This is a genomic window from Myxosarcina sp. GI1(2024), assembly GCF_053543375.1.
Genome location: NZ_JBKGTY010000007.1, coordinates 27139 through 52909 on the forward strand (window position 1 = coordinate 27139; position 25771 = coordinate 52909).

General features: G+C 40.5%; 28 protein-coding genes and 1 tRNA gene. 8 read left to right on the plus strand and 21 right to left on the minus strand.

Features of this window, described 5'->3' with window-relative positions:
* Nucleotides 1-1224: IS701 family transposase (locus tag ACLFKQ_RS21690; RefSeq protein ID WP_448998431.1), on the plus strand; the 1224-nt coding region annotated here is incomplete at its 5' end.
* A 486-nt stretch (nt 1225-1710) separates the two neighbouring features.
* Here ACLFKQ_RS21690 and ACLFKQ_RS21695 read toward each other — a convergent pair.
* From ACLFKQ_RS21695 to ACLFKQ_RS21715, 5 genes are all read right to left on the minus strand, one after another.
* Nucleotides 1711-2922, minus strand: coding sequence for an IS256 family transposase (locus ACLFKQ_RS21695; protein WP_448998010.1), 1212 nt, complete (start codon nt 2920-2922; stop codon nt 1711-1713).
* Nucleotides 2923-2980: 58 nt separating this feature from the next.
* Nucleotides 2981-3319 (minus strand): hypothetical protein, encoded by a 339-nt coding sequence (locus tag ACLFKQ_RS21700; RefSeq protein ID WP_449001816.1) that lies wholly within the window; start codon nt 3317-3319, stop codon nt 2981-2983.
* Nucleotides 3320-3387: 68 nt separating this feature from the next.
* Complete coding sequence (locus ACLFKQ_RS21705) at nt 3388-4149, minus strand: hypothetical protein (protein WP_449001817.1); 762 nt, start codon at nt 4147-4149, stop codon at nt 3388-3390.
* Between the two features lie 62 nt (nt 4150-4211).
* Nucleotides 4212-5000, minus strand: coding sequence for a hypothetical protein (locus ACLFKQ_RS21710; RefSeq protein ID WP_449001818.1), 789 nt, complete (start codon nt 4998-5000; stop codon nt 4212-4214).
* Between the two features lie 33 nt (nt 5001-5033).
* Nucleotides 5034-5513, minus strand: a complete 480-nt coding sequence (locus ACLFKQ_RS21715; RefSeq protein ID WP_449001819.1) for a hypothetical protein — start codon at nt 5511-5513, stop codon at nt 5034-5036.
* 142 nt (nt 5514-5655) lie between these two features.
* Between ACLFKQ_RS21715 and ACLFKQ_RS21720 the strand changes: the two genes are divergently transcribed.
* From ACLFKQ_RS21720 to ACLFKQ_RS21730, 3 genes are all read left to right on the plus strand, one after another.
* Nucleotides 5656-6297: an NUMOD4 domain-containing protein gene (locus ACLFKQ_RS21720; protein ID WP_449001820.1), complete on the plus strand. Its 642-nt coding sequence runs from the start codon at nt 5656-5658 to the stop codon at nt 6295-6297.
* A gap of 647 nt (nt 6298-6944) precedes the next feature.
* Nucleotides 6945-8393 (plus strand): family 10 glycosylhydrolase, encoded by a 1449-nt coding sequence (locus tag ACLFKQ_RS21725; RefSeq protein WP_449002017.1) that lies wholly within the window; start codon nt 6945-6947, stop codon nt 8391-8393.
* Between the two features lie 55 nt (nt 8394-8448).
* Nucleotides 8449-8529, plus strand: a tRNA-Leu gene (locus tag ACLFKQ_RS21730).
* 318 nt (nt 8530-8847) lie between these two features.
* On the opposite strand, the gene ACLFKQ_RS21735 is transcribed toward ACLFKQ_RS21730, so the two are convergent.
* The 12 genes from ACLFKQ_RS21735 to ACLFKQ_RS21790 all read right to left on the minus strand — a co-directional run bounded on the left by ACLFKQ_RS21735 (nt 8848) and on the right by ACLFKQ_RS21790 (nt 17388).
* Nucleotides 8848-9195 carry a GIY-YIG nuclease family protein gene (locus ACLFKQ_RS21735; protein WP_449001821.1) on the minus strand — a complete coding sequence of 116 codons (348 nt, stop codon included), beginning with the start codon at nt 9193-9195 and terminating at the stop codon, nt 8848-8850.
* Between the two features lie 3 nt (nt 9196-9198).
* On the minus strand, nt 9199-9627 hold the full coding sequence (locus tag ACLFKQ_RS21740) for a hypothetical protein (protein ID WP_449001822.1): 429 nt from the start codon (nt 9625-9627) through the stop codon (nt 9199-9201).
* Nucleotides 9617-10057, minus strand: coding sequence for a hypothetical protein (locus ACLFKQ_RS21745; RefSeq protein WP_449001823.1), 441 nt, complete (start codon nt 10055-10057; stop codon nt 9617-9619). The genes ACLFKQ_RS21740 and ACLFKQ_RS21745 overlap by 11 nt, the downstream gene beginning before the upstream one ends.
* Nucleotides 10058-10071: 14 nt before the next feature.
* Nucleotides 10072-11037, minus strand: coding sequence for a hypothetical protein (locus ACLFKQ_RS21750; RefSeq protein ID WP_449001824.1), 966 nt, complete (start codon nt 11035-11037; stop codon nt 10072-10074).
* 201 nt (nt 11038-11238) lie between these two features.
* Nucleotides 11239-11673 carry a hypothetical protein gene (locus tag ACLFKQ_RS21755; protein ID WP_449001825.1) on the minus strand — a complete coding sequence of 145 codons (435 nt, stop codon included), beginning with the start codon at nt 11671-11673 and terminating at the stop codon, nt 11239-11241.
* Nucleotides 11674-12214: 541 nt separating this feature from the next.
* The gene (locus ACLFKQ_RS21760; protein WP_449001826.1) at nt 12215-12658 is read right to left on the minus strand and encodes a hypothetical protein; all 444 of its coding nucleotides are present in this window, start codon (nt 12656-12658) and stop codon (nt 12215-12217) included.
* A 65-nt stretch (nt 12659-12723) separates the two neighbouring features.
* On the minus strand, nt 12724-13020 hold the full coding sequence (locus tag ACLFKQ_RS21765) for a hypothetical protein (RefSeq protein WP_449001827.1): 297 nt from the start codon (nt 13018-13020) through the stop codon (nt 12724-12726).
* A 9-nt stretch (nt 13021-13029) separates the two neighbouring features.
* Nucleotides 13030-13419: a hypothetical protein gene (locus ACLFKQ_RS21770; RefSeq protein WP_449001828.1), complete on the minus strand. Its 390-nt coding sequence runs from the start codon at nt 13417-13419 to the stop codon at nt 13030-13032.
* Between the two features lie 558 nt (nt 13420-13977).
* Nucleotides 13978-14163: a hypothetical protein gene (locus ACLFKQ_RS21775; RefSeq protein WP_449001829.1), complete on the minus strand. Its 186-nt coding sequence runs from the start codon at nt 14161-14163 to the stop codon at nt 13978-13980.
* Nucleotides 14164-14891: 728 nt separating this feature from the next.
* Entirely contained in the window at nt 14892-16913 is a 2022-nt protein-coding gene (locus tag ACLFKQ_RS21780; protein WP_449001830.1) for an AAA family ATPase, read from the minus strand.
* Nucleotides 16914-16978: 65 nt separating this feature from the next.
* Nucleotides 16979-17137 (minus strand): hypothetical protein, encoded by a 159-nt coding sequence (locus tag ACLFKQ_RS21785; protein ID WP_449001831.1) that lies wholly within the window; start codon nt 17135-17137, stop codon nt 16979-16981.
* Nucleotides 17138-17217: 80 nt separating this feature from the next.
* Nucleotides 17218-17388: a hypothetical protein gene (locus tag ACLFKQ_RS21790; protein WP_449001832.1), complete on the minus strand. Its 171-nt coding sequence runs from the start codon at nt 17386-17388 to the stop codon at nt 17218-17220.
* A 557-nt stretch (nt 17389-17945) separates the two neighbouring features.
* Here ACLFKQ_RS21790 and ACLFKQ_RS21795 point away from each other — a divergent pair.
* The 3 genes from ACLFKQ_RS21795 to ACLFKQ_RS21805 all read left to right on the plus strand — a co-directional run bounded on the left by ACLFKQ_RS21795 (nt 17946) and on the right by ACLFKQ_RS21805 (nt 19811).
* A complete protein-coding gene (locus ACLFKQ_RS21795) occupies nt 17946-18104 on the plus strand; it encodes a hypothetical protein (protein ID WP_449001833.1) in 159 nt (52 codons plus the stop codon).
* A 94-nt stretch (nt 18105-18198) separates the two neighbouring features.
* The gene (locus ACLFKQ_RS21800; RefSeq protein ID WP_449001834.1) at nt 18199-19062 is read left to right on the plus strand and encodes a hypothetical protein; all 864 of its coding nucleotides are present in this window, start codon (nt 18199-18201) and stop codon (nt 19060-19062) included.
* Nucleotides 18951-19811, plus strand: a complete 861-nt coding sequence (locus tag ACLFKQ_RS21805; RefSeq protein WP_449002018.1) for a tyrosine-type recombinase/integrase — start codon at nt 18951-18953, stop codon at nt 19809-19811. Before ACLFKQ_RS21800 ends, ACLFKQ_RS21805 begins: the two co-directional genes overlap by 112 nt.
* Nucleotides 19812-20543: 732 nt before the next feature.
* Here the strand turns inward: ACLFKQ_RS21805 and ACLFKQ_RS21810 are convergent.
* The 4 genes from ACLFKQ_RS21810 to ACLFKQ_RS21825 form a co-directional block, all read right to left on the minus strand.
* Nucleotides 20544-22649, minus strand: coding sequence for an NACHT domain-containing protein (locus ACLFKQ_RS21810; RefSeq protein WP_449001835.1), 2106 nt, complete (start codon nt 22647-22649; stop codon nt 20544-20546).
* A 13-nt stretch (nt 22650-22662) separates the two neighbouring features.
* Nucleotides 22663-23022 (minus strand): hypothetical protein, encoded by a 360-nt coding sequence (locus ACLFKQ_RS21815; protein WP_449001836.1) that lies wholly within the window; start codon nt 23020-23022, stop codon nt 22663-22665.
* 219 nt (nt 23023-23241) lie between these two features.
* Nucleotides 23242-23628 carry a hypothetical protein gene (locus tag ACLFKQ_RS21820; protein WP_449001837.1) on the minus strand — a complete coding sequence of 129 codons (387 nt, stop codon included), beginning with the start codon at nt 23626-23628 and terminating at the stop codon, nt 23242-23244.
* A gap of 316 nt (nt 23629-23944) precedes the next feature.
* On the minus strand, nt 23945-25054 hold the full coding sequence (locus ACLFKQ_RS21825; protein WP_449001838.1) for a hypothetical protein: 1110 nt from the start codon (nt 25052-25054) through the stop codon (nt 23945-23947).
* Nucleotides 25055-25529: 475 nt separating this feature from the next.
* On the opposite strand from ACLFKQ_RS21825, the gene ACLFKQ_RS21830 reads away from it, so the two are divergent.
* A complete protein-coding gene (locus tag ACLFKQ_RS21830) occupies nt 25530-25739 on the plus strand; it encodes a DUF6335 family protein (protein WP_449001839.1) in 210 nt (69 codons plus the stop codon).
* Nucleotides 25740-25771 lie beyond the last annotated feature (32 nt).

Below are 25771 nucleotides of genomic sequence, written 5' to 3' on the forward strand. Positions count from 1 at the left end.
AGATGGTGTCAAAAGTTTGATGATTTACTGAGAACTAAAGCGCAAAAAAGGGAATTCAGACATTATTTAGGAGGATTATTAGGGGAAAGTGAGCGAAAAAATGTATCTCAAATGGCTAAAGACGCAGTAGAGGTCACATACCACAAATTACACCATTTCTTAACTGAAGCAACTTGGTCAGCGAACAAGATAAATGAACGTCGCTTAGAAGTGATGAACAAGTGTAATCAAACGAGAATCAGTAAGGGATTTAGTCTAATTGTTGATGACTCTGGGCATAGAAAAAGTGGTAACTTTACCGCAGCAGTAGGTCGTCAATATATTGGGGAAATTGGGAAAACAGATAATGGCAATGTTGTAGTAACAACTCATCTATATGATGGCCAAAAAAGCTTACCTTTAGACATAGAACTATATCAACATGGTAATTCGTTGCCCGAAGGAAAGAAAGACAGAGAATTCAAGAAAAAACCCACCTTAGCCTTAGAATTAATCGATAAAAGTTTGAAGAGGGGATATCGACCAGGACTAGTATTAATAGATTCGTCCTATGGTAACAACACAACTGTTTTACTCGAACTGGAAAAAAAGAAATTAAAGTATATAGGAGGAATCGCTAAAAATCGTAATATTTTGGTTAAAACTCCATCAAATCAATTAGAAAAAATCAGAGTAGATGAATATGCTCAATGGTTATCTGATGAGGAATTTAAGGAGATTCAAATCCAGGGTGAAAAACCTAGAACCGTCTGGGTAGCAATAATAGAAGCAGAAATATCAAGGCTAGAAGGAATCAGAAAAATAGCTATCGTCATGAGTGCACCAATCTTTGAAGATGCTGAAGATATTGACTACTTACTCACAAATGTTGAGGGAGAAATAGTAACCGAGCAATGGATAGTTCAAACTTATGCTCAGAGAAACTGGATAGAAGTTTTCTATCGAGAAGCCAAGGGATGGTTAGGATTAAAAGAGTATCAAGTTAGAGATAAGAAGAGTTTGGAAAGACATTTTATTCTAGTTTTTTGTGCCTATACTTTTATCCTTTGGCATAAGCTTACTGGAGGTTTAAGAAGACGTTGGGCGAACAAACCTTTGGAGACATTTCCTGAAGCATTAGAAGCTTTTCGTACAGGTATATCTTATCGTTTTGTCCAATGGTTGAACCAAAATCGCGACGTATTCGTAGCTTATAAAGCTAGTTTGGGCTTTGTTTGGGCTTGATTTTTGTTTAAGTACCGTTAGAAGATATCAAACATCTTGCTAAGTTTAATCTCAAGAAAGATTGGGACAGTTCAGAAAACAAAGATATTAGGGAAGTATGGCGCACTACTAGAAAAAGAGAATATCCGCCAGCGTATATACCTAATCCCAAGCCAACTCCCATAACAGAATTAGAGGCAGGAGATATCGTACATAGAGAGGGACGACCCCAGGACAAATACGAAGTAAGAAGTGTTGGAGTAAGAGAGGGGGTATTCTTTGCTGAGTGTCTATGTTTATACCATGATGAGTTTAGCGGTCTAGTGGGTCAGACGTTTTCCTTTAAGGAAGTTGTACTTATTGAGAGAGGAAGTAATGAACAGGCAGCTTAACTAATCAAAATAGGTGTTTCTTTATTGCAATGGCTCACTAAGTCAATCCATTGTGGAAGACACTTTTCGTTGCACACAAAGAAAGGATCTGTCAATAAGTTTGTGTCAAAGAAAGTTAAAGTGGAAGCCGTCCTTCAAACTCGATGGCAAATCGATTTAAAGCAGCTTTCCAATCCCGTAAAGGTCTAGTCCATCTCTGAGATAAGTTATTAATCGCAAGATAAATAACTTTGAGCGCAGCTTCATCTGTTGGAAAAATCCGATGATTCTTCAACACTTTTCTAAGAGTCATATTCATCGACTCGATCGCATTAGTGGTGTAAATAATGCGACGGATTTCTGGAGGAAACTGGAAAAACGGAATCACGTGCTGCCAGTGAGCCAGCCAAGACCTACTAATTGGGGCATAAGTGGAGTCCCACTTGTCAGCAAAAGTTATTAGTGCCTGTTCGGCTTCAGCTTCAGTAGCGGCAGTGTACACTCGTTTGAGGTCAGCGGCAACAGCTTTACGGTGTTTGTAGGAGACATAGCGTAGGGAGTTCCTGACCATGTGTACCATACATAACTGTACGCGGGTTTGCGTAAATACCGTTTCAATCGCTTCGGCGAAGCCCGTCAGACCATCGATACAAGCAATAAAGATATCCTTGACTCCACGATTCTTTAACTCAGTTAACACCGACAGCCAGAATTTTGCCGTTTCTGTCTGGGTCATCCACAGCCCCAATAACTCCTTATCGCCTTCGATGTTGATTCCCAGAGCTAGATGGACGGCTTTGTTGATGACTCTTCCCTCCTGTCTGACTTTGACGACCAAAGCATCAAAAAAGATAATTGGATACACTGCCTCTAGGCTGCGATTTTGCCACTGGAGTCGCTCTTCATGAACCGCATTGGTTACTTGAGATACCAGGGCTGGCGATACTTCTACTCCATAAAGGTCTTGTAGTTGGGCTTGGATATCACGAGTGGTCATTCCTCTCGCATACAGGGCGAGAATCTTGTCATCGAAGCCTGTAAAACGAGTTTGTCCTTTTTTGACCATCTGAGGCTCGAATTGGCGATCGCGATCGCGAGGCACGGCAAGTTCCGCTTCGCCAAACTCCCCCTTAATGGTTTTACGGCTGTGTCCGTTGCGTCGATTTTGTCGCTCTTTTTTGCCCCGCTCTGCCTTCTGAGTCTCTAGATGTACGTCTATTTCAGCTTCTAAACAACGCTCTACGAGTTTTTTGGTCAGTTGTTTGAGGATTCCTCCTTCTCCAATAAGGTCTTCTGGTTTTTCATAGTCTTTGAGCAGTTCATCAATTAACTCTGGTCGAAAGGTCATAGTCTCATTCCTCACATTAATTCTATTTATTAGAGTGTGTTTTGACCTTTGACACAATTTATTTTACATACCCAATCACATCTAGTAAATGTCTTTTAAATGACTGCTGTTTTTTAAATATAACTCCACGCTCTTCCTCACAAACAACTAATAATCTTTGTTCTACTGATAAAGTTTCGTTTTCATGTCTTTGTAAGCTTATCCCATCAAACTCGACTTCTTGAGTTAAAAGATTGTATCTTAGTCGAGGCTTGAGATATTCATTAATGAATGCTCTAGTTTCTTCTTCTGATACTTCTAATAATCCTTCACTTTCATTTTCTGATAAAAAGCGTTTAACTTGTTCTTTCTTAGAAAGTATGGGAACTATGTTGTTAGAAGGTAATGACTGCACCATTTATATTTTTCTCCTAAAAAATACTTAATAACTCGTTTATTTATCTGCGCCACTTCAACTGACTCGCTCTATGAAGAAGGAGTAGCAGTATTAGATTCACTAAAATCTTTAATAGCAGACTCAACTTTTTTTATTACTTCATCTGAGTAAGGACTTGCTTTATGGTGAATGCTAAGAGAATCAAGGAATTGTTCATTACTAATCAAATCCTTTACTTCTTCATCCTTATCTCGGAGCAGACCGAACCAAATTAAAGCTCGTAACTTATTCTTTTCCTTTCCTAGATTCTGATTCTGCTCTACAGTTTCTAGCTCAGAGACTAAATCTACTGTTGAACGCCCTAGCCAATTATCAATCAATTTGGCAATCAGTTCAGGAGTATTAACTTTATCGAGGATTGGCGAGTAGTAAGCCATAAAGTTGACATTATTGAAAAGCTTAAATACCTCTTCGTCTTCCCCTTTATAGTTATTTACTAAATACTTGCCTAATTTACATAATGCACAGTAGGGACTATTAATATATGTTCGGTTATTCTCAATATCGGCAATATACTTGTCTCTTACTGACTGGGGAGATTTATCTGTAGGCTCAGATTGTTGATAAGTTTGTTCTAAATCTTTTTTAGCCGATTCTAAAGTATCGTCATTTTCAGTAGCCTCGATATTATCTTTTTCTGATGTATCTTGTTTGCTATACTCTAAAACCTTTCTTAGCTCATTTACTTCAGTCTCTCTAGTAGTAACAAGTTGTTCTAGTTGATTAATAATATCAGCCTTTTCTTGGTCTAGTTGAGCCAGACGATTACGCAGTGTATTAATTTTATTCATTTTATTTATCTGTAAATCTGTTGTATTTTGTAAATTGATAGAAGTATTATTTACTTCTGAGGCTACTTTTTTACTAAAGTCTTCTCCTTTTGATTGATGGTAGAGATAGCACTTTTGACAACACCATTTTCTTGAGAGAATTGAGATGTATTTTGTGGAGTATGATTGATATTCCAAGCAGGAGGTAAAGCAGAAACTTTGGTTTTGTCGCCAGGCTCTGACTTCCCCAAAGTTTCTATTAAAATATGGCTTTTTAGTTCTATACCCAGATACTTTCGGTTATCAATACCTAAATCAAAAGGGTTGATGTGAATATTCCAATCTTTCAATAATATTTCATAAAGCTCTTTAGCCATTTGAATCCCGTCATTAATTTCTTGATGACGTTCTCTCGATAAGTTAGGATTAAAGCCTTGTCTGAGTTTGACCTTTAAATTACTGAAACCTGTTTTTAGCTCTTCCTTTGTTGTAGGTTTTCCAAATAACTCCAGATACTGACAGTCCTGAGAACCATTTAAAATTATGGTGTCATCTCCTATAAAATCTTGTAATTCTTTTATTTCCTTATGAAGATAGCGAAGATAATCACAATTTATTAAAAACCCTATTTCTATTTTTTGTTTGTCATCGAGTTTGGCTATGTTATAGTTTAGTTTTTCACATTCTCTTTCAATTAACCAGAGTTCCTTATCAGCCTTGTAGTTAAAGTTTTTTAAAGATTTTTGCTCGTCAAACTTGTATTTAAGCTTGATTTTCAGGTCTTTTATTTTTAAATCGAGAAGCTCCTTGGCATATTCTTTATACTTGTTAAGCTCAGAAGCCTTAATTTTGATAGTTTTATCTGAAGTCATCTTTCTACTCTCTAGTTGTTCAACTAAATAAACTTAAAATTTAGATAATTCGTCATCGTATCCATCATTGATGACTTCAGTATTTACAGTATTAGTTGATTTATCGTCTTTGAAAGAGGAACTACCACCTAATGAATAATCGCCCATTTGCTCGTTAAAAGCATCGGCAAAACTCAAAACTTCGGGGATAACTATTTGGTCTGATTCGGCATCAATAGCTCTTATCTGGCTCATGCTATTGTCTTGAGCTAGCTTAACCATTTTGCCAAGTTCACGCATATTGTTGTTATGGTGTTCTATCAAAAGTTGCTTTCTTTTCTTTTGAGAGTTAGAGATGACTTTACCCATTCGAGCGTTATATACTGACATATCACTTCGATGGCATTGCTCTGCTAGAGCATCTTCCAATCCATTAGCTAACTCTTCAATCTTGTTAGATATATCCGCATTAGCGTCAATACCATATCTATCTAAATCTTGGTTTTTTACTTTTAATTTTGGTCTTTCCAGCATTTTTCAACGTAACAGGCAGGTTTATAGAACCAAATTAAACCAATCTATATCTTTATAGTGTGATTACTGTCATAGCAACCTTTATAAACTATAATCGTATTATGTAATTTATTTGAAACTTTTAAAATTATGAAAAATATTAATGTACGAATTATTCATGGCGTTAAGATACGCCCCCGAAGTCTATGTGGATATCCGAGATTATGAAGGGTATTATCAAGTCTCGAACTACGGTAATGTAAGAAGCCTTAACCGTGTGATTGTAGAAAAGACTGGCAAAACTCAAACTCTCAAAGGTCGAATACTAAAGCAAAGAATAAATCGTAGCGGTTATTCTGAGGTTGGATTGAGGAAGAATGGCGGTAGAGCCACCTTAGCTATTCATCAATTAGTAGCTCAAGCGTTTCTTAGTAATCCCGATAAGAAGCCAACGGTCAACCATCTTAACGGAATCAAGACCGATAACAATTTAAATAACCTAGAATGGGCTACTTATTCAGAAAACTTATCTCATGCTTATAATGCTGGCTTGAGAACACCAGTATTACTAATAGATGTAGGGCAAAAGAAATACAAGCGGAAACTCAAGCCCGAACAGGTAGTTGAGATTAAACGCTTATTAGCAACAGGTAATTTAACTCATAGAGAAATTGCTACTGAGTTCAGTGTTGCTAAAAGCACGATTACTGAAATCAATACAGGTAGAAGATGGAAATATCTTAATGTATCTCTTTTGCAGGCGAATCAGCTTCCTCATCTCTCAAGAGAGCAAAATGTAGCTTAATATTTTTAGTGCTGTAAAGATCTGATGAAATGATGTATGTGGTGTGAAATTGGTGCGATAATAGCTCAAGCACCTTGAAAACACCATATACAAAGAGATTGAACCCGCGACCTCCTGCGTGACAGGCAGGCATTCTAACCAGCTGAACTACAATCCCAATTTATTGGTATTTAGTAAGAATAACACAAAATACTGTTCTTAGGCAGAAAACTAGCAAACAAAGTCTTAAATTAATATAATAGATTTTTTTGTAACTTTAATTGCTGCAAACGGGTTCTTTCCAAAAATTGGTGCGAAATTGGTGTGCTCCACACCAATTTCACCGAAGCGATAAAACTACTGGTTTCAAAATAGACTCGACTTAAAGCCGCAGTTTCTCATCAATAAATACGAATACAAACAATTCGGCAAACTTGATGCCAAATTTAAAACTTGTAGTAAAACAGCTCTTTTTAGTAGGATATCTACTTGCAGCGAGCTACTCACCATTGTTGCTTCTGAAACTGCATAATTACTTCAGTTTAAATATAGGTTAAAAAAGAAGAGTGGTAGTAACAACTCGTGCTTGTGAGTGTTTTGCTACGGGAATCATCAGGGGGAAAAATTAAGTGCGAAAAATAGCCAAAAATTCCATTCTTTGGTCTGTCATGGCTAAAGTTGCGATCGCCGTTAGCTTATTCGCTTCATTGGGAACGACTAAATCTGCCCGGGCTGCAGTGGAACCCTATTGTCAATTTAACCCAGAAGAAATTGCTACTAAAGAGAAGTTACTGAGAGCAGCTCTAGAAAACGATTCTCAAGCTGACAATGAGTATCGCGCGCTCGTTCGAGAGCACGGTCTCATGTTGCAGCAATGTCGCAGTCAAAACTGGCCTGAAGAACAAGCGATTTGGCTGCGGCTCTATCCTTGCGATGTCAGTCCTGGTTCGATCGACTATGTTCTCGATCGCATAGTCAATCTAGGCTATAACCAAGTTCATCTAGAAGTATTTTACGATGGTCAAGTTCTGCTTCCTCCAGCGGACAATCCTACTCCCTGGATTCCCGTAGTTCGTTCTCCCGGAGCAGAGAATCTCGATCTGTTAAAACAAACTATCGACAAGGGACGCCAAAGAGGATTAAAAGTCTACGCTTGGCTATTTACCATGAATTTTGGTTATACTTACGCTCAGCGTCCGGATAGACAAGATGCTCTCGCCCGTAACGGTCAGGGTAACGACAGCCTGACTTTCGTTCACGACCGCTCCCAAGCCTATATCGATCCTTATAGCCCTCAAGCGCAAGCAGACTACCAAAATCTGGTTGAAGCTGTCCTCAGAAGACAACCAGACGGAATTTTATTTGACTATATTCGCTATCCTCGAGGTATCGACCAATACTCTGCAGTCAACAGCGTTCGCAACCTGTGGATTTATGGTAAGGCATCTTTGCAAACCATGTTCGATCGCGCTAAGAATCAAAAAGGACGCGCGGCGATCGAGAAATACATCACTAGCGGCACCATTACCGTTAGTGACATCCAAGAAATAGACCGCCAATATCCCGATGAAAAATTCGCTAATTGGCAAAGTCGTAAAGTAATTTCGGATGAATCTAAACTCTCTCTCAAAGAACGTCAACGTCTATTGCAGTCAGACCTCTGGCTATTCTCCGTAGCTCATGCCGCCCAAGGAATTCTCGATTTTCTCTCTTTTGCTACTGCTCCCGCTCGAGAGCGCGGTTTTCCGGCAGGAGCGGTATTTTTTCCCGATGCCAATCAAATTGTCGGTCGCTCGGGATTCGATTCTCGTCTCCAGGCTTGGGATAAGTTTCCTGCCTTTTTAGAGTGGCATCCCATGGCATACGCCGTCTGCGAAGGTACTGACTGCATAGTAAATCAAGTCAAAACTGTCTTACAAACCGCATCCCCAGAGACCAAAGTTACTCCTGCTTTGGCTGGTGCTTGGGGAACAACCTATCGCAAGCATCCTCCTCTAGAAGCGCAAATGGGCGCCCTGCGTCAATCTACCCCCGAAATCAATTCCGTCAGTCATTTTGCTTATTCTTGGCAGGAACCAGATATCGACCGTCAACGTAAGTTTTGCGATTTACAATGATTTCAAAGATTATTAATCTATACTCTCTGTTATCATATACAATAGAGATCTGTCTGCGGATGTGGCGGAATTGGTAGACGCGCTAGATTTAGGTTCTAGTGTCTTTGACGTAAGAGTTCGAGTCTCTTCATCCGCATTAGCTACAAACCTCACAGTGAGTGACTCTCACTCTTACTAACCTAAATCTAGTCGAATTCTTACTCAGATTTTACTCAAAATAGAACGCTAGAGAATTACCAGTCAAGGGTGAGTAATAAATATTCACAAGAAGAGCAGCTTCGCTGCTTATTCACATAAAAAAATTCCCACTTACTTAACTACCGCCTCCAATAGTTTTAGTAAATGGGTCTTTTCGCGTAGGAACTTCGTTCCGTTGAGGCTTCGCCTCGCGTATAATGAATAACTTTAAAAACTTAGTAACGCATACTGCGTAATGCTTATAAGTTATACCTCTCTATTCTATCGTCTTTAGTAGCCCTACATCGCTTTTGTACTCGGCTAACCAATAATAATAAGAGTCCCCTAAATCAAACCATTCGCCTCTGATTCTTCGGTGGGACAATTTGTAATGTAGCCATGTTTCCACGTCAGCCAAAGCGTACTCAAAACGATAGATGATATGGGCTAATGATAGTCTTTCTGCATTTCCTGTCTGGAGTGCTAGAAGACGTTTAACAGGGTCAACCGTTGTTAGTCCTATCTTAAATGCGTCCGTACCACCCTGGCTGATTAGATAGACATACTCAACATCAGAGGCTAAACAATCATAGTCGTACCCTGGTAAGTTAACCCACGTATCCATAATCTACTTAAACTCGTACAGTCCAGCGCGTGACAGTACACATAAACCAAAGGGACGATGAGTTTCTAACTGGAGTAAGCTTTGTAGCCTATCCTTAAGTGTACCTGTAGATACGATTGAATCTAGGTTAGCCCCACTCTTTTCAATGGCGTATAGGGCATCAACCAGAACACCTACACATAGCCCTAATTCATTGTTTCTCAGGTTTAAGATGTACGTTGAGATAATATCTACCAGTTCATCCTTATACTGTTTTAGGATTTGTTGTTTGCGGTTAGCCTCGGTTTCTTTCTCCAGTTCATACGCTGACTTTTTGGGACGTTTAGACCTGCCTATCTCTCTAGCTTTCTGTAAGTCTTCCCGTAACTTCGCAGCGTCGGACGGGTGCATCGGCTGTGCTAGTTCTTTTGGTGTTTGTGTCTTACTTGGCATGGTCTAATCTCTCCAGTATTAAACTTAGTTTTTTATCCATACGTTCCTCTAGGGCAGCTATCTCTAGATTCAGAATCTCTACAGCTTCATGGTTACGGCTACGTAAAGCCTCGATTCTTCGCTGTTCCGCCTGGGCGTGTGCATTAGCCTTAGCATCGTGAACAGTCTTCGCCATGCGTTCTCTTCGCTGTGCCATAATCATCCTCATTTTGTCCCGTTCTTCCTGGTCTAAGAGGTTTTTGTTATTGGGGACTATTACGCCTCTATCCTCTAATTCCCATTGTTTAACGGTTAACTCACGTTCACGTAAGCGTTTCTCTTGTTCCTTGGCTTTACGGGCTAGATACTTCTCTTGTGCTGTAGAACGGTTTCCGCGTTTAACTTCTTCCGTCTCTGCTCTGTACTGGTCAAAATCAATTACCTCTTGCATTCTCTAATTTCCTCCTATTTGCTTACTAATCCTAATTGGTAGGCTTTATAGATAGCGTCTGCATTTTTTGCATATGCTTCGGGGGACATCTCTGATAGTTCCTTCTCAGTAAACCTCGGCATCTTATCTCGCTGCTTGGCACGTTGAGCGGTCTGCTTTTCAGCCTGTTTCATGTCGTGACGCATACGACCATAAGCCAGCTTGAATAACTCAGTCTTGTCCTTAATACTGGCTAGGTGGTTGTAAACGTCCTCTGGTTGATTCATAATCCAGTCGTCGGTCAAATCCACCATACGAGCGGCTGTAGCCTCATCCACTTCGTAAAACGCCATGATGTTATCTTCTAGTGTCCCGTCGCTGTCGTCTATGTACTCAACGGGCTTCTTACTAGGCTTAGGTTCTTGCTGTGGTTGATTCTGGGAGTTTACTGCTGTATCAGGGTTTAACCCGTAGTAAGACATAGCAGCAGCTACCTTGTGAGCAGGGACATTATAGTAACTCTCCATTGTCTCAAGGAAACCGCTATCGATACCCCGTACACCCTCTAGGTTTACTAACCCTTCTAATGAACCATCGCGTTCTACCTGTTGATAGTAGGCGTTGAACCCAGGGTCACGTTCCATCAGGTCATTTATCTGGCTACCCAGTTGAGGGTATTGGCTAGGAGGTGTCTGGAGGATTTTACTAACGTCGAACGGTGTTGAACTCGTTTCGCGTGTAGACCTCGCCCTGTCTATTTGTGTCCCGTCATCATCGCCTATTATCCGCTCAGAGTTATCGCGACCAGTAATTCTATACCCTTCACTTGAAGCCTCGCGTATATTCGCGTTATTTGCCCCGTTGTTTCCCTCTTGACTGTTATTACCTTCAACAGATTTATAAGCCTCTGAGGGCTGTTTCTTTTGAGCTGTGAAGCTACTTACCTCTGGCTCACTGTTTACGATTGTTGCCCTACTGACTTTGTATAATTCTTCACTCATACCCGTTAAACCTCCTCCATGATTTATTCGATATCTCATTCCACTTGTTTATAAGCTCTTGGATATCCTCCTGTAGCTCAGGGTCTAGACATTTCATTCTGGCTATCTCAAGCTTATTCAAGGTTGTCTGGAGTAGCTTAAATCTTGGTGTCTCCTGCTGTTGGAACTTGTACCCTATTACTACGTTGTCGTTGTTCATAATTAGAAGTTGGGGTCTAGATTGGTTGCTTTCTTAAATAAAACTCTTGCCTCAGCTAGAGTCTTCTTCAGTGCATTGTTACTGGTCTTTAGGCTGTTTATCTGTTGGGCTAGTCTTCGTTTATCACTAATTAACTGCGATGGTTCTTCAATGATGCCTATTAGATTCTTTGCCTCAAAGTCGCGTTCTCTCCAGTGATATTTATCTAAAGCGTGACCTGTGATTAATCGGCGTACAAGACCTGACATACTCGTCCCTTCCTCATCTGATACAGCTTGTACTAGCCTTTTAAACGCTGGAGTTACATAAATACCGAACATTACTCGCTGTGAGTCTTTCTCGTCTTTCGCGTCTTGTTCTAGCTTCTGACGATACTTACTCAGCTTTCTCTCTAGTTCCGCCTCCCTCTGTTTGTTACTTTTTCTTGCACCTGGCATATTTTTCTGTGATTGTGTGCTGACAAACTTATTATAACAAGTTGCTACAATTACAGCTACAGAGGTCATACGTAGTAGGGGACATAAAGAATAACCCTCTTGCACGTCAGCTACAAAAGGGCTAGGGGAGTATTGCTTATTAGTTTTATTTTAAACTTTCTAGCGTTTCAGAGGAGGGACAGTACCAAGTGTACTCATCGTTCATAATGTACAGTTCCTCATTGACCATCGTGAAATTGTACCTCTTGCCAGTCTTAAAGCCTTTCTTGGTCGTCAAGTAGTTAAATACTGTGTCCCATAACCGCCTAAAGATTGTAGGTTGGTAAATTCTCTTACCGTCTAACCTTGCACAGCGACAAGCTCGCAACGCGAGCGTTCCTCGATGATTAATAATTACTGCTTGGTCATAACCGTAGCCACATCTTACCAATACGCTTATTAGATGTTCTCCCGTTGGTTCGTCGTTTACAATCCACGATGTTATCTCGTGTATGTCTACTGTTAGCATTACTCTTATTTAAGTAGCGAAGTGCTACGCTTTCTACTCCATTAACCAGCTTGTCGGTATTGAATCACCCTCTTCACACCTAAAACAATGTCCTTCCGCCCACTCTAAATAAGTAGTGTTGGTGTCCCTTCTTACTCGTCTACTGCCGTTCTTAAACAGTATTCTTATCTCTACGTCCTTCTTAGCGTCCCTTCCTCTGGTCATGTTGTTCAACACCTCTTTCTTCTGCTTTTCAATGGCTAGAAGTTTATTTCGTGTGTTGGCGTTCATGCCGTCGATGACAAACACTAATACTCTACGTCCACTAGCTGTAGTAAAGAATAAGTCAGGTATAGTCGTTTGAGTGTAGTTAATTCCGTACACTTCATTGAGTCTCACTTCTCTTGAGGAGTTCTCAACTACCTTCTTAGTGAAAGGGGAACGGTTCTTAACTGCAATAGATTTTTGATGCTTATTCAATAACGTTGCTAACTTCATGAGTAGATGTACTCCTTAGTATTAATTGTCTGTTCTACGTCAACGCATCTACGATGCTTCATTAATCAATCACCCCTCAAGCTGCGGATACTGACGTACTGGACAGAGCCGCTACTACTGAACAACGAGATAGTCATATTTTGGGGGACATCAAAGCGAACGGGTTGTCCATCTGACCTGATGACTAAGTCGTTACTCGCCGAAGCGTCCCTGATAAAGCTTAAGTATACGTCCGCCGTGCTTGCGGAGAGGATAACCTCTTTTGCCCCTGTAGGCGTTAAATCATTAGCCGTACTTAAATCAGCTATTTGTCCCTGTGCTACTGGTTGAAAAAAGTTCTCTGCTTTCCCTAAATAACTCATACTTCCTCGCTAAAGTGACCTTCTAATAATATTCGTTTTAATCTGTTCGGCTGTCATGCCGTTAGTAGCGTAAATTTGGGGGACATAATTAGCTGCGTACTCTAGCAGTTGCTTCTTAGTCATTCCCTCGATAGCCTCTGTTCTCTCTAGAATCCGCGTCAGGCGACGGTTAACTTTATCTACCTTCGCTGCTTCATTTAGTCCCTCTGCTTCCGCTTCTTTTTGGGACAATTCAGACTTTCCTTTAATCTCGTTTCGTTTTGCACGTACAGCATCAGCATCTAACTCACGGGCAACTTTAAAACTATTCTGTTCTACCGTCGCCTTTAGTCTCTGTTGAGGTGCTACATCTGATGTTCTGTAACCACTTACTAAGAATCTTTCAAACCGTTGGTACATAACCATTCTACCATTTTTATTAATTCCGTGCCTAGCGTATAACTATACCGCTTAAAAGAGTATCTTTGCTGCAAAAATTATTCTGAGATGGTTCAATACTATACAAGGTACAAATCCCCCCAGCCCCGATAAATACACGTGTACTGGAAAAAACTTTTCTGCTGCGTAGCGTGGGGAAAATTAAGGGGTACTGCCTCTAATCCGAATTATCGGAAGCTAACGGGAAGGGTCTTTATGTGTAAAACACTACGGTTAGTGGATAGTCACCTAGATACAGGCGTACTCACGCCAGATGTAGTGCAACGTCTACGACGGAGTTATAGAAGTTAGGCACAGTGCAATTAGTCAAACTGAACCGTCTAGTTTAGTTGCCTTACGCTGACTTATTATAACAAGTTGACCACAACTTAGTCACAGTTCTATAGATACTAACAGAAGAGATAAGCAGATATCCACGCAGTTAAGGTTTAAATCAAATTCTAGGCGTTTTGAGGTCTTTAATATACACTGGTACCTTTAATATAATATTTAAGTAAACAGAGGCGTATTAGAGTACATTTAAATAGCGTGTTGAAAAGATGTAGCTGAAGTAATAGTTACTGCTTTATCTTGAGGTATCCAATCAACTAACACGGGTACTTCAGCAAACATGAATGCTGATTTGTACATAAAGATAACAGGTAACTGAACCTCGTCTTTCTTGAATGCACGATAAGGAGTTAGGTAAGTAGTTAGGCAGGTCATGAACTTCTTAGACTCGTCCTTACTTGCACCTAGTTCATACATCAACTGACTAACGCTATTCTTAGGGACTGTTAGGACTTTGTATCTTAATCTCTGTTCGCCTGTGAATGGGTCAGTAAGCATATGAGTCTCAGGATATCTAACTATTAATGCTTCACCTTGGAATAGTGCTTCTCTCTTGTGAATGAATAACTCTTGTACGTGGTCTAGTGTCTGTTGGTAGATGCGTAATAGTCGTCTGTATTCGTCATTTAAAAACATAGTAGTTACTGCTACCTCTCCTTGGTACTAATGATTATAGGTTAATTAAATGGAATTAAATGGTCATCGTCTAATTGGCGGGTAGCTGTAATGTATAGCTGTATAGCTGGCAAGGGTTTAATCTAATTGACGGCATATCGTTTTACTGGTCGCTTCGCTTTGCACTGCGTTCTTCACTCGTCAAACTGACGTTTTACTCTTTCATCTCTTCGTTTGTGTTCTCCACAGAAAAGAGGAGAATATCGTCTATAACTCTCACTACATATAAATTCTGTAATTGACGCCTAATTGACGAGTTAACGAATATCCGTCAATTAAGGGACATCTTTACACGCAAAGCCATCAATTAAAAATAGTATCCGTCAATTAACCGTCAATTTGGAAACGTATACAGTGTAGGAGATAGAGGCTTAAATGACGGAAAAAGTTGGGGAACACGATTTAACCGTCAATAAAAAAATCGTAAATTAAAAGGGGACACTTTCAAAGTCATCATGAATAGTCCTACTTACTTCAGCCATGCGTGTAACACGGTCTTCCATCAGATAATTTATTGCTGCTTGTTGTCGCTTTTGGTTTTCCATAACCTCATCCTCGGTACTTAAGGTAACTGGAGACTCGATGAAGTATAACCAACCTCGTTTCTTATTAGGGTCGCGTGTCTTCTTGATAGTCCCATCCTTACTTAGTGCGTTGGTATTATCACGAACAGTATTGACGCTGACACCAAGATGGGTAGCTAAGTCACTATTACTAAACTGTTTACTTGGGTTGTCTTTAATGACTAACAGTATCTTCTCTCTATTGCTGCTAGCTTCCTCTAATTGACGGGACAATTCAAGAGTAAGGGTGAAGCATCCTTCACTAATCCAATCGTCACAATTAGGGGTAAGGTTCAACTCGTATAACTTATGGCTAATGTGTCCCTCAAACCTAAGTTCTCGTACACCATTAGGTTTAAGAGATAAGTGCCATCTAGCATCTACACGGGCAGGGATTAAAGCACTTCCTTTAACCTTGCCTTGGCTAGCGACATCCTTAGATTTATTATCGTGGTGAATTATTATCCCTGTTACCTTGTTGTCTTCCAGTATTTCCTTAAGTGGCTGGAGAACCTTGGTAGCAATTTCATCCTTATTAACGTCGATAGCTGTCACAGTAGTTAATGAGTCAACGACAACCAACAGGGGTTTAACTTCAAGAATGATATCTTTAAATTCATCAAAGTCTCTAGGTAAAGATAGACCGTTGCCGATAGTCAAGTAATTCTTAGAGTCACTGCCTAGAACTTCCTTATCAAAACCTCGGTCAGTCATGTAAGTTCTAGTTTTACCTTGTCTATCAGTATCGACGTGGAGAACTAAACCTTTCTCTACGTTGTGACCTAAGAAGTTATCACCAGTAATAATAGCCATCATCAAGTCAAGCATTAATAGAGTTTTCCCTGTGAATGACTCACCGTGTAGTAGGTTTAACTGTCCTTTGGGTAGCAACTCACTGACTAAATACTGTCGGTCATCAACATCTACAGAGATATCATCTAACCCTAATAGTTGTAACCGTCTTTCTTTTTTCTTTGGTGTTTCAGTAGTACCATCTACGTTGTGTGTGCTATTACTGGTGCTGTAACTGTAACCGCTAGCGTTACAAGTAACAGGGTCAACGTGCTTAAGTACACGGTCTAACTTGTGTGCTGTGCCTTGTACGTCTGCAACACGCTGAACTAACCTATCAGCCTCGACAGGGTCTAAGCCTCTATCGTTTACGTGACCGTATATCTCTTTAGCTGCTGTTACAGTGGCGTTACTGCCGTCTTCTTGCTTAGTGTTCAGTGCTGCTTGTGTTGCTTGGTTAAAGTTCTTCTGGTCGTACATTCCTAATAGTCCCTCCAATTCATATCCTTCTAACTCTAATAGACCGAACGTATAATCATCTAGCAGTGTGTACCCAGTAGTAGGGGCATTAACTACCATCTGATGCTCTCCGCGTAATTCGCCTATCTTTTCTTTTTCTGCTACATCAGGGACAATATAGTTATCTATCTCACTGGGTAAGGGGGACATTAGTTTAATTGGTATGTGATAGCCACCGCTAGGAGTACGTTCGACACGCACACCGCTAAGCCTATCCCCTAAATGTCCCTTAAAGAAATTGAATACAGCCTCGGCGTGTTGGTCGATATCAATGTATCTAATGGTATTGGTGCAGCGAGTACCCACGCCAACCGAATCATTAATGAACCATTCAGGCTCGACCGTATCAGTATCTCTCCAACTAGCAAACCTGAATTGACCGTGTTCATTAAAGTAACTGGGTGCTTTTCCTTTGTGTGGTACTGGTTTTCCATCGCCTCGATAATAAGCTACCTTGTACGGTTTGCCATCATCATCTAATAATGTTGCCCCTTCAATTCCGTCTAGTGGGACGACAGGCAAAGGTAACAATCCTAATTCTTCTAACCAGTCGATTTGTTCTTTCCGTGTGACCATGTTTATCTAACCTCCGTTGGCAGTGATAAGTCATTTAGTATTGCGTGTTTAACCTTTCTGAATATCTAAGGGTTTGGGGCGTTCTCTTCGGTAACAGCACCACTCATTATGATGTCCCTTAACCTGTCGCGTTTCTCTTGGTCGGTATCTGGTTTTAAATGCCCATACTTCTTATTGTGATACTCACGGGCTTCTCTCAATTCTTCTTCACTTGCGTATCTCATAGTTATTATTCCTCCTGTTGTTGAAAGTTAAAGCTTAAGTCCTACGTAAAATTTTCATAAGAAGCGAGAGCTTCGCTACTCTACTTATTTTCCTCATCAAACTTTTTAATCTCCTCATCTAGTAGTGCTTTCAGCACCCCACTCATTGACATATATCTAGAGTCGGCTATCTCTTTTAGCTTCTCCTTCATGCTCTTAGTCATCTTGACTGTCACAAATTCATCTAGCGGTTCGTGGTTCTGTTTAGTCATCGTTAATACTTGCATTGTTTTGTCTTACTCAATCTAACTCAGTCTTACTCAATTGTAACAAATTATAAAATCATTGTTATTTGGTGGGACTTGGTGGTACTGTATAAATGTGGCGAGAGAAGAAGAGACAAACACCACTCCCCACCGAGAACCAAGACAACTAAATAGAAACTTCACGACCTAGATTGTTAACCCCAACGTAAAGAACGGTAAGGCGATGACTTGATGGAGTGAGAAATAAATCAACAATCAACACATTTATAGAGACAGAACAATGACGACTATCGTTAAAGACTTTGCATCGTATAAACACCTTCAAACTATTCAGGCACTGGACGACGACGGAATAGTGATATTTACCCTATCGTACAAACGTGACTATGAAGGGTTTGATTATATCTACGAGGACTTAGAAAATTCTTTATCACTGCCTACCGAGAAGTTTAAAGAGTTAGCACTAAGAATAGCCTCTAAGACACCAGCAGTATCTTTTCAAGACACATTTGACGTATTCAATTAAAATCCAAGTCGTAGACTCTGACGAAGACCTAGACCAAATGGCACAATGGCTTGAATCACTTCCTGTAAGAGAAGACGAAGAGGAAGACGTAAGCACAGAGGATATGAAAGCTATTGGAGACTGGTTAAATTCTCTGGAAAACGACGACGACACAGTAAGCGATGACTTAGCCAATTGGCTAGAAAAGTTCGCCTAAAAACATTAGCCCCCTTGCATCAGGTTAGTGATGATGTTTGGGGATGACAGATTAATTAATTGAAGCATTAACCGTATTAAGGATTATACCGACAATGAAAAGCACTAAAGAATTTCACAACGACTATTACAGAACCAGTAACGACGACTTACTAAACGCTGACCAAATCAACGGTCTTACTTACAGACAACTACAGACCTGGCTTAAAAAGCACCCATTCGATAACTTCAACCGAGTCAAGCTTAATAGTAAAACAGTTGTCCTACGGGCTGAATTAGCTGAGATTATGGACGAAGTGGAGAAGCTACGCTATGAGTTCTCAGAGTTCCTGAAACTAGTTGACCAGTACAAGAATTCTAAATGGGACATCAAGTACTCAGCTAACGACAGTGAGATAATGCTTACCCTGCATACGCTTGACGTCAAAATCGAAGAGAAGCAAGTAACCTCTTATGTATCCCTCTACTGTATTGCTGAAGGAAACCATCCATCTAATACGCACGGCGAACTAGATTGGTTCTCTATCGATACCCTATACGAACACTGGAAAGAAGGCAGGGCAGTAATTAGAACCAATAATGAAGGCAGCGAAGAGCCGCTTGCGGCGATGTCCCAAGCTGACGCTTCTTACGAAAACGACTCGCTACCTACTGACTCTAATTTCAAAAAAGACCCGATTCTTGAAATAAGAAGTTCAGTAAAAAAAAAGCCCCAGGAGCTATTACAGTTAACCCTATTAGTAACCCTAACCTTGATGTTCGTAGTAGCTCTAATAACAACCTTGTTGAGGTATTTAGTGACTTCATTAATGTGGACGTGGCACAGGGTCAAGCGTCAGCCGAAACAATCCGTACTTACCTTGGAAAGGTTAGAACCTATCTTTGTTTCACGCGACAAGAGGGAATTGACCCAAGAGCAGCGACCAAGAACACCATCAAGAACTATCGCCGCTACTTAATCGAAGTAAAACAATTCAAACCTGCAACTATAGCACTTCACCTGAGCGTGGTTAGGCGTTTCTATGACGGATTAATCGAGTACCAAATGGTCATTAATAACCCCTGTCACGGAGTACACGCACCCCGTAGACGAATAGACAGAGCCAGTAATATCAAATGTCTTAGAAAGACGGAGGTAAAAGAATTATGCGTGAGTATATCCGATATAAACGAATCAAGCATCAAGTCTGTGCGAAGTGCGTTAATTATCTCAATGGCACTCTTACACGGCATGAGGACAACAGAGATAGCTAGCGCAAAGTATGGAGATGTAGAAAGGCACTATTCAGGAAACATTGGGTTATCGGTCACGAGTAAACGCAGTACGCGCACAGTGGCACTAACTGAGAACACGGAACGATTGATAGCCATCTATATGGATTTACGCGCAGCGCGTGGAGAGGTAATTACATCTGATAGTCCCCTAATAACTAACCTTCGCAACTCTAACGGTATAACCAAGCGTGGATTAAGGGGCGTAGTAGACAATATCCTCAACAGAATCGGGGCTAAAAGGCGTGGTTATAGTGTTCATGCGCTAAGACATAGCTTCGCCACTTACTCCCTGGAAAACGGGGCAGATTTAACTGCTGTTAGCCAAGCACTGGGACATCAGGATACTAGAACCACAGCGATATATACTCACGTCACTGACCGATGGAAAGATAACCCAGCTAACTTTTTACTTAAAGAATTGAGGAAAACGTAGGCATCCAAGTTCACGCTAAGCGAAGTACACAGATTGTCCCCTTACTCCCAGAGATAAAAGAGGCGTTATCGATTATCTGAAGCAGCGAGAGTATGAAGGCGAGGAGTTAACCTCTGACAACGTCAGTTCGATGGAGCAAAAATTATAGATTAAAGACAGGGGAAAGGTTAAAGGTCAAAGGATAAAGTAACGAGAAATCAACCTTTTCCCCTTCCCCGTTTCCCTTTACCCAAACCAAAAACGATGTTTCATTATTTTCGTCGAACTCTTAGGGAACAAATTGTTCCTCTCCAGACATAACGAATCAAAATTCGTTGGACGCTCACGTCTGACAGCTCACTATTCACCAATCTCGACCGTAGATGTAATAAGCCCATATCCAGACACGGAATTCGATTGATAGTCGATAGTCACCTTAAAGCACACGGGCTGAAGAAACCAGGAATTAGTAACCACGCACTACAGCTACATTGGCTTTAAGGAACGGAGCGGATTTAATTTAACGTGAACTCTACGGAGCTTTTAAACCTTATTCTTTCGTGGGCTGAAACCATTATTCTTTCGTAGAAAGTCTAGAAATTGATGTTTTTATCGAGCTCACGTTAATTTAAGTACAAGACCTTCTCGGTCACAGTGACATCAGAACAACATCGGTTTACGTGCATATACGAGATAGATGGAAGCATAACCCCGGTATAAACATACTCACAGCGTCGAATTCTAAGTAAAAAATTATGGTCTTTCAAACTCCATCGCAGCAAAGTGTTCCTGAACTGTCTTGTGAATGAAGCGGAATCTACCTCCGACTTGCTGTAGTAAGAGACAATCTGAGCAGCTAACTAGGAAACGTGCATAATTCCAAGGTGCAAAACCATTTTTGTAAAGTAGCCGTCGTAAAACAAAATGTTTGATACAATCCTCGTGCCCGAACCTCATCCCAAAGGCCAGCCCAAAGACCAGCACAGTAATAATGTAAAATAAATTACCCGCCGCGAGGTACAGCCCGCTAGGTAGCGAGCAAAACAGCCCGACAAGCCCGCCAGTTAACCAGCCAATCAACCCAGAACGGAAAGAACCCCATAAACCTTGATTGATAGAGATTTTGTCAATTTCGTATCGTCTCACTCTTAAGTTAAAAAGCAGCTCCCACATCATCAACCACATCAGCGCTCCAATCCCGCCACACAGCAGCCCGTAAAGCCCATAACGCGGCCCATTAAGCACCACGAAAATCCCTGCGCTAATCATCGCGCTAAACAAAATGTAACTCAGGTTACTTCTGGTCTGGGGATTTTTGAAATCTAATAAATTTATCCAGGGCCAGTTTATTTTTATTTTGTCTGATAGCTCAATATCATCAATATACATATAAATGTAAATGTTTTCACGTTGGTGATTGAAGAACAAGACAACAAACATTATGATAGTTAGCCCGAACCCGAACATCAGCCCGTAAATCACCGCGGTAAAAAACATGATAAACATCCAGCAAATAAAAAGCCCGACAATCACCCAGGTAATAAGGCTTATGTATAATTTATGTAAGCTATATAGGGACATAAGCTTTTTACTTCTAAGCCAACGAGGTTGTAACTTCTCGACTAAAAATTCAGTTTGCTGTTCCCGTTTCATCTGCTTAGCCAGCCATACCAACCAGAGCCGCGTTTGCCTAGGACTATAGTTTTTGACTCTTTTCAACCTTTCCCCAATATAAATATCGATTAGGAGAGATTCTGCATCATCTGTCTCCTGAAGATTTTGAAATTCACTTGGCGCTCTTTGCTCGGCAATGACAAGCATACTTAAGAACAGTGGAGCACGTACTAAATCCTTGAGAGTTTGATTGTGACCAACTAAATGCCATAAATGAACTTTTTTGACCGACTTAAAGTACTCTTCAATTTGCTGGTCTGAGAGCTGACTAAGACAAATAGCTCCGTGCATAAGTAATTGAGTATTAAGTTGCTCGTACTCTTCAATGCGGCTACAAACTACGAACTTTCCAGGAGATGAGTCTCCAGAATTGCCACTAATCCATTGGTTTAGAGCATCAATACAGGCTTGTTGGCAGTCATTCCTGACCTCATCTAGCCCGTCTAGCAGCACTAATAGTTTCTTTTTCTGCAACCATTGTTTATAGTCATCTCGACTACCGCCATAATTGGTTTTGAGTTCTTCAACTAGCCATTCCGGAATTGATTGCTGTTTGATAGCCCAGGAAGAGAGGTCTACAAGTACTGGGATTGGTTCCTCTGGATTTTGTGACCTTTTCAGTAATTCCCTAGCAAGGTCGAGCATAGTTGTAGTTTTGCCAGAGCCAGGTTTGCCTAAGATAAGTAAACTACCTTGAATATCCGAACCCTCGAAGACTTCTAGGATTGTGGTGTTAGAGAGAAGTTTTTCACTAACATTTGAGCCTAATTTAACTTTGGAATCCCAGGTTCGTTTTACCTGTTTTGCCTGGTCTGTTTTGTCAAGATTGATGAATATTTGATTATGGAGCGACCATTTTAGACGCTGAGCAATTTCCGTACCCACTTGCCGAAGTAAAGTTTTCTCTGAGTTGGAACGACTCGATGAGGCGATTACTTGCAAAGTTATGATGATATCACGTTCAGCGTAATACCCCCAGTTATAAATCTTTCGATAAGTCCCACCTCCAGTATTAATACTAATATTGCGTTGCGGTTGGCTCAGGAGTCTATAAAAACTAAACTGAACAGCTTTAAATTTCAATTCTGCTCTTACACGAGCTGTGCTCCACCCAATTGCCCAATATATTTCTGCTAATATTTCTGCTAAGAGTTCCTCATGTGATAATAAGCTATCTTCAAACATCTTCAAACATCAATTACTGGTCTGAGGTAGGGACACCATAAAAAAATAACAACAAAACAACGATGAAAGCCGCAAACGCTCCTGTAGCCTTGATTTGGGTCTTTGTTAGGGGAATATTTGCACTCAGGTCGAGAGTTCCAGAGAACAAATATCCTGCAATACCTGCAAATACAGCCGCGATGAATCGGACAATCGTCATGCTTTGAGAATCCAAAGTTCTTGGGTAAAGCACCAGAATTATCAAAGTGACTATAACTGCTACTGCAATAACAAGAGCAATTCCTTTCTCTACAGTTGAAACGTTAGATGCATTACTCTGGTTGTACTGTTGTGGTTGAGGTGATGTTTTCTGACTAGTTTGGGAAATATTCATGTTCAGGGTAATCGCATCAAAATTCTATGATGCTTAGACAGCAAGGGTTTTCAATTTTTATGATTTTACAACCCGTTCGCCAGAAGCCTTGTGTTGTATGAACTTGAAAAATTACGTGCGATTACCCTGTATTCATGTTGCCTTCCGCATAATTACCAGAGTTATCGGTCTCTCGATAGTCCCCTCCACCCGTGTCAATTTTGCGTTCTGGTTTATCGTTCATGATTGGTTTTCTGGCTGAGTTTCTTTCCACTTTTGAATTGCTGCAATGACGAAGCTTGAAGCGGGGTGGTCTAATAGAGCTTCAAGAGCAGCAATACTACCTGCCCCAACACTACTAAGAAGTCTTTGCTTTTGGTTGGGATTGGTATCAATCTGCTTTACGACCTCAGCAGCCATTTGTATTTGTTCGACGGGGTCGTCAGGGTTATAGGTCTTTTCTAGTTGCTTCAATAACTGCTGAATTTCAGCCGCTGCTTCAGTCAAGTTTTGCTGGGTTCGAGGAGAGTTAATGTGTATGTTCCCCTCAGCATAATTGCCATAGCTATAGGTCTCCCGATAATCTCCACCACCCGTGTAAGTTGTTCGTGATTGATTATTTGCCACGGTACTAACCTCCAGGTCAATATCTTAAATAAACTTCTGCCTTATACTTAAGTTATTTCTGTTATTTCTAGAATATTTCATTTAAAATCTTAAACATCGATTGAGCAGTAAATCTTAACTAACTTGAGTTCGGGATAAGCTGGAACCACCTATTATTTCCTTGGCTGAAAATAACTATTCTGTCGTAAAAACATTCACAGAAGTGCCATAACCCGAACTGACGTTGGCTAGTAGAAATATCGGTAACAGTAAGAAGTAATGCTTCAAGTATTCGTTTTGCACGTAAACCGTAAATGTCACCTTGTCTCTTAAATTACTACTCTTTGCAATAGTTCAGCAATAAATCTATAGTCGTTTTTGTCCGTCTACGCCTCTTGTAAGTACTCTCATTCATTTCTGGTGTATGTCCCATACTCAAAGCCCTTATCTCAAGAGGTATTCCTGCTTGTATCCCGTTGTGGTTCGCTAGGTGTCTAAAGGCGTGTGTTTGAGTTACGGGACATTTCCACCTAATTAACCTGTAACGCGCAGTATTACCATAAAAACTAACTATTCGATTCGGGTCTTCACTTGTCGGTCGGTTAGTTGGCAGTAGTGGATTATTTATCTCTAATACATTGATTAGGTCTGGGTGACTAGGAGGAACAAACGGACGCGCTAGACGGTAATTAGTTTTAGTAGTTGTCCCCAGTGCCGTTAATTCTCCTATTACTAATAAAAAATTACTACTGCTTGTTAGTGACTCTATAGTCACACGGTCAACGGTCACGAAGGGACTATTGAGATTCTGTATGGCGAATACCTCGTGAATTCTAAGCCCATAGACCACCTGCATACTAAATACCCATAACCATGCTTTGCGCGCTAAGCGGTTAGCATTTCCGTGACTGTTAGTTAATACCTGTTCTCGCCACTGCATGAACTCTTCAAGGCTAATTGCGCTTAGAGGCTTGAATTTGGTTTGAGTGACATTGCTTAGAGGCTTGAATTTGGTTTGAGTGACATTAAGGTTTTCTAGTTGATTAGTAATGTTTCTATGTTTCGTCATGCGTGTTAAACGCTTCATAGCCGATACAACACCTTTATAGGTCTTAGTTCCTCTCTGCCACCGTTCAATCACACGCATTACGTCTGTTAAGTTAACTAGTTTGCTAGGTGGTAGGTGTTTGTAAAATCTTCCGTAAGTGTCACGCCAGCTTGCTAAGTCACTTGGGTTTGATTTGTCCCTTACTCTTCCTGTCCTACTCGGTCTATCCCAAAAATCTTCCTCTACTACACCTATAGCTTCAGAGAACATGATTAGATTATTTTCTAGCTGACTCTCTTCCTTAATTTCTCTGTCGTACCATTTCCAGAACTCAGACTCGGTATCAAACTTTTTTAACGCTTCAGCGACTTTATTAGCCTTAATTAAAGCACTTCGCATCCCATCTAAAGTAAAGTCACAATTACATGGGTACTGCCTTCTAGGTTTATTAGAAGTTTTAAATTGTAGGTAAATACTGTTAGACTTTCTAGTGATGGTGATGCCGATAGGAGTTTGTTTTTGGAAGTATTTAAAATCTCTCAATAGGGACTCATAACCGATGCTATAATCTTTACTCATTTTTTACTCAAATAGCTATAAACAACTACTGAGTAAGAACGTAAAACTAAGCGTTACAAGTGTGTTTTTTGGAGTTCGAGTCTCTTCATCCGCATTAAGCCCAACACTAGAATCAATATAACTTTCGTCCTCTGTTCGAACTACCTAAAACGAGAAACTTACTCAATTTCTAGGTTACGAGCGATCGCCAGCAATTTACTTCACTTAATCAGATAACCCACTTTTCTTCTTTTACAATGAACGGAGTTACCCTTAGACTGTACGTAAACTAACTTTTGGAGCAACAAAACTATCTATGGAAACAGGTAACGAAAAATTTGCTAACACCGAACCGTTTGAAGAGACTCACAATGTCGATAAATTGGGCAAAGATGCAGGCTTAAATATGTCTGAAGAAGAACAATTAGGTTTGAAAGATAAATTAGACGAGCGAGATGACGGTCGCTTAGACCTCGATCCCGAACATTCTCCGAGCGGATCGACCAACGAGCCAACGGAATTATAGACACGGTAGTCTAGCAAATAAAACATTCAATA